This window comes from Ralstonia sp. RL, assembly GCF_001683835.1.
GTDB lineage: Bacteria > Pseudomonadota > Gammaproteobacteria > Burkholderiales > Burkholderiaceae > Ralstonia > Ralstonia mannitolilytica.
This window is the reverse complement of the sequence record NZ_LWRX01000210.1, coordinates 1-4,512: the sequence shown is the minus strand read 5'-3', so window position 1 is coordinate 4,512 and position 4,512 is coordinate 1. Positions and strand designations below refer to the sequence as shown.

The following is a 4,512-nucleotide window of genomic DNA, read 5'->3' as shown; positions in this document are numbered from 1 at the left end:
CCGGCCGCCCGGCATGCGCTGTCCGGCCGGGAAGACTGCCGTCACCTGCCGGATGGCGGCGAAGATGGCGCCGAAGATGGCGAGTAGCCCCGCGTCGATCCCCTGGAAACGGCATCGCTCACATCGGTATTGTGAGCCCGGTCGCCGCCCCCGCTCGCGCTCGTCCCGGCGGTCCCGCCGGCGCCGCTGGACAGGCCGGCGTTCTGCCCGGCGCACCCTGCCAGGAACAGGGCTGCCGCCAACAATGCCTGCATTTTCATCTTGCACCTCGCTGCCGAAACGCGCGCTCAGGCGTCGCGCCTGAGCCGATTCACTTTATCCGAGTCACTTTCACTTGGACCCCGATGTCCGGCATTCGGTTTTCAGGTGTGCGTTGCGCCGTGCATGCAAAAAACGACGGGGGCTGTTCAGCCCCCGTATCGTCAAGTTTCGCTCCAGCCGCGCCTTCCTACAAGGCAAACGAGCTTGCCAGGAGAACAGCGAGCGCGGAAACCGCCAGCGCGGCGGCAGTGGCGCGAAACATAATGTCAGTCAGGTCACGCAACATGTTCGAATGAAAAAAGAGGAGACGGCGGCTACAAGATAGCACCGAATTTCCAGGGCTAAACATTGAATTGAGAGGCTTTTACAATCTGTTTCAATCGCCGTATGCGGCCTGCAACAAGCGCCCATCGCGCCATCCGCCCCGCCCCTTTAGAGTGTTTTCAATGTATTGACGCAACGATCCGGCAAGATGCGTCGCCCGTCCCGCTCAGCGGTCATAAGCCGCGCAGCGCACATAACCGCGGAACTGCCGTTCGAGCTTGCGCCCGGCATGAAACAGCGCCTGCTCATTGCCGGCCGCCGCCACCAGCTGCACCGCGACCGGCATCCCGCGTTCGTCCGTCCCCACCGGCACCACCAGCGCCGGCAGGCCGAACACGTTGACCAGCGCGACATACGGCATGTAGCGCAGGAAGGTCCGGCGCACGGAAAAGATCTCGCCGTACACGCCGCCGTGCGGCAACGCCGCGCCGTGGTAGACCGGCAGCACCAGCACCCGCCGGTCGAGGTAGCGTGCCATGTCGGCGTCGGCCTGCTTGAGCTGGCCGAGCAGGCCCGCCCACTTGCGGCGCGACGGCCTGAACAGCGCGGCGCCGATCAGCCCCCAGGTCAGGTAGCGGTGGTACGGCGAGCGATGGCGCGTCACTTCCTTCAGGTACTCGGACCAGATGCGCGGTGTGCCGCCATCGAAGGCGAGGCGCGCGATGCCGGCGCCGCCGTCGACCGACATGACCAGCTGCCACCACAAGGCCACCTGGTCGAAGTGCGGCGGCGCGTCCTGCGCGACGCTGCCGTGCGTGCGGAAAAAATCGCGCACGCCGTCCAGCAGCCTGGCGGTGGACGCCTCCAGCGGCGCGCACGGATGGGGCGGCGGGATGACCGTCTCGAAGGCGTCGGCGTCGACCTCCGGCGGCGCGGCGTCGGCCACGATCGCGTTGATCAGCTCGGCATCGTCGACCGACTTGGCGAGCGCGCCGATGCCCAGCATGCGCTCCTGCCACGGCTCCTCGGTGAACGGGAAATGCCCCTGCTGCGGCACCTGCCGGTCGCCGCTGCGAAAGCCGATCACGCCGTTGAAATGGGCGGGAAAGCGGATCGATCCGCCGATGTCGGAACCCAGCCCGACGGCCGCGCCGCCGATGGCGATCAGGGCCGCCTCGCCGCCGCTCGACCCGCCGGTGGTGCAGGCGACATTCCACGGGTTGTTGCTGCGCCCGTACAGCTTGTTGTCCGTTTCCTGGCAAAAGCACAGCGTCGGCGTGTTGCTCTTGCCGAGGATGATCGCGCCTTCGCGCCTGAGCCTGGCCACCGCCAGCGCATCCTGCGTGGCCCGCCGGTCGCGCCGGTGCAGCAGCCCGCCGGTGGTTTTCATGCCGGCGACATCGAACGCCTCCTTCATCGATATCGGCACTCCGAACAGGCGCCCCTTGGCCAGCCCCTGCGCGCGCAGCGCGTCGGCTTGCCGGGCTTCGGCGCGCGCGGCGTCAAAGCGGTCTTCCACCAGGCAGTTCAGCTGGCGGTTCGCCCGTCGCAGATGTTCGATGTAGGTCTCGGTCGCATCGAGCGAGGAAATTTCGCCGGCCTTGATCTTCGCGGCCAGCGTGGTGGCGTCCATGTCGAGGATGGCACGGGGCATGATGGTCGTCTCCTGCAAATTTGTTGTTGATATTGAGGTTGCAACACCTTTGCAACCGGGTTCGCATGAAGAAATAGCAAGGAACGGTTCAGGCCCCGACCGCCACCCGCGCCGCAGCCAGATCCCATGCCGCCTGCCCGACCGTCTTGAACACGGGCACGCCCGTCGGGCGCACTGCCCCGGACAAAACGGATGCCAGCGCGACGACGCCGGACCAGTCCACCCGCGCCTGGATCAGATCGCCCGCCTCGTGCCGGGCGCCGGCCAGATCGTCGACCACGATTTGCCGGGCATGCAGCAATGCCGGCGGCAATTCCGCCATGTCGGGCTTGAAGGCGCCGACGCCGACGGCCAGCGTGTGCGGCGCAAGGGCGGCGGGAATCACCGGCGTCTGCGCGGTGGTCAGCGCAATCACCACGTCCGTTTCCGGCAGCTCCCGCGCCAGCGTGCCGGCTGCCAGCGGCCGCGCCACGGCTCCGGCGTGCCGCTCCTGCAGCGCCCGGCAAAATTCCCCGGCGCCGGCCGCATCGCGCGCGGCCACCCAGAACTGCGCGATACCGAAATATTCGGCCAGCGCATCGGCGTGGGCCGCGGCCTGCACGCCGGCGCCGATGAGCAGCGCCGAGCGCGGCCTTTGCGGCGCCAGCGTTGCGATGCCGAGCAGCGTCATGGCCGCGGTGCGGCGCGCCGTCACCGTCGGCCCGTCGAGCAGGGCCAGCCGGCGTCCGCTCGCCGTGTCGAACACGATCACCTCGCCCTGGATGGCCGGCAGCCCGTGCGCGGCATTGTTCGCATGGACCGTGATCAGCTTGGCGACGCCGAGGTCGGCGCCGATGGCCGGCATGGAAAGCAGCACGCTGGCCGCATCGATGGCCACCACCTGCCGCTCCGGCGCGCGGATGGCGCCGGCGGCCAGTTCGCGCGCCGCCTGCGCCAGGGCGGGAACCAGCCGGGAATAGGGAAGCGCCGCCGCCGTCCGGGCGCGATCGAGACTCTGCATGGGAGTTTTCCTGATTCGAGATGGTTTACTTGACCGGGATGCGCAGGCCGGCCGGAACCGGCACCGCCGTCACGCTGTTCTTCGGGCTGCCTTCGATCAGGCGGTCCGAGTACACCAGGTAGACCAGGGCATTGCGCTTGCTGTCCACCATGCGCACCACCTGCACATGCTTGAAGAGGATGGAGGCGCGCTCCGAGAATACCTCCTCCTGTTTCGGGATGGGGCCGTTGAAGCGGATCTCTCCCACCTGGCGGCAGGCGACCGAGGAATCCGACTTGTCCTCGGCGATGCCGAGCGCGCCCTTGATGCCGCCGGTTTTCGCGCGCGACAGATAACAGGCCACGCCGCCGACCTTGGGATCGTCGAACGCCTCGACCACGATCTTGTGGTTCGGCCCGATGAGCTTGAATACCGTGCTGACGTCGCCGATCTCTTCGGCGAACGCAGTGTGCGACGCGGCCAGCAGAAGCGCGGCGGCGGTCCATGCTTGCGGTGACATCGATCTCCTTTCGTGACGTTTCATGACGTTTCGCGACGTAGTTGCAGCGCCCGGCAGGCCGCGATGCGGCGCTGCGCAAACAAAGGGAATACTGTAGCACCGTTGGCACGATCGCCCCCTGATGCGGCCGCGCAAATTCAGGACGGGATAAGAATCCCCGCACAACAATGATGCCAATCAACCAATTTCCATCCCGCCTGCCGCATCGCTCGCCCTTCCGCGGCGTACGGATTTCCGAACGCCATCTCCTCCTCGCATCCGAAAATCCGTCGCCCTCGCCCGCGCAGCCGAAATTTTTCCCTTGCAAATCAGGGCATTGGCCAAGCCCGCCATGGCGGCGGCGCTGGCATAAAGCATGCTCAATAGCAATCCGCTCCCGGCCGCCCGGCGCGAGAACCGGGCAAACCGTTTCAATGATCATCACTACGCCCCGGAGGCGGGCAAAGGACTACTCGGATGAAAAGAATCAAACTCACCACCTGGATCGGCATCGCCATGGCGGCCGGCGTCGCCGTCGGCTACCTGTGCCACACGCTGGCGCCGGATGCCGCGGCAGCCAAGGAAATCGCCGGCTATTTTTCGATCTTTACCGACATCTTCCTGCGCCTGATCAAGATGATCATCGCGCCGCTGATCCTTGCCACCCTGGTGGCGGGCCTGGCCGGCATGGGCGACGCCAAGGCCGTCGGCCGCATCGGCGCCAAAGCGCTCGGCTGGTTCATCGGCGCGTCCGTCTGTTCCCTGCTGATCGGCCTGGTGATGGCCAATGCACTGCGTCCAGGCGATTCCCTGAGCATGCCGCTGCCGGAAGTCGGCGCCGCCACCAACCTGAAA

4 protein-coding genes are annotated in these 4,512 nt (G+C 66.9%); 1 reads left to right on the top strand and 3 read right to left on the bottom strand.

Annotation, left to right across the window (positions count from 1 at the left end; translation table 11 throughout):
* Positions 1-751 precede the first annotated feature (751 nt).
* The 3 genes from A6M56_RS19830 to A6M56_RS19820 form a co-directional block, all read right to left on the bottom strand.
* A complete protein-coding gene (locus tag A6M56_RS19830; RefSeq protein WP_286758354.1) occupies positions 752-2,179 on the bottom strand; it encodes an amidase in 1,428 nt (475 codons plus the stop codon).
* 88 nt (positions 2,180-2,267) lie between these two features.
* Positions 2,268-3,179: a delta(1)-pyrroline-2-carboxylate reductase family protein gene (locus tag A6M56_RS19825; RefSeq protein WP_286758353.1), complete on the bottom strand. Its 912-nt coding sequence runs from the start codon at positions 3,177-3,179 to the stop codon at positions 2,268-2,270.
* Positions 3,180-3,204: 25 nt separating this feature from the next.
* The gene (locus A6M56_RS19820) at positions 3,205-3,702 is read right to left on the bottom strand and encodes a CreA family protein (RefSeq protein ID WP_502686944.1); all 498 of its coding nucleotides are present in this window, start codon (positions 3,700-3,702) and stop codon (positions 3,205-3,207) included.
* A 432-nt stretch (positions 3,703-4,134) separates the two neighbouring features.
* Between A6M56_RS19820 and A6M56_RS19815 the strand changes: the two genes are divergently transcribed.
* Positions 4,135-4,512: dicarboxylate/amino acid:cation symporter (locus A6M56_RS19815; RefSeq protein ID WP_286758352.1), on the top strand; the 378-nt coding region annotated here is incomplete at its 3' end.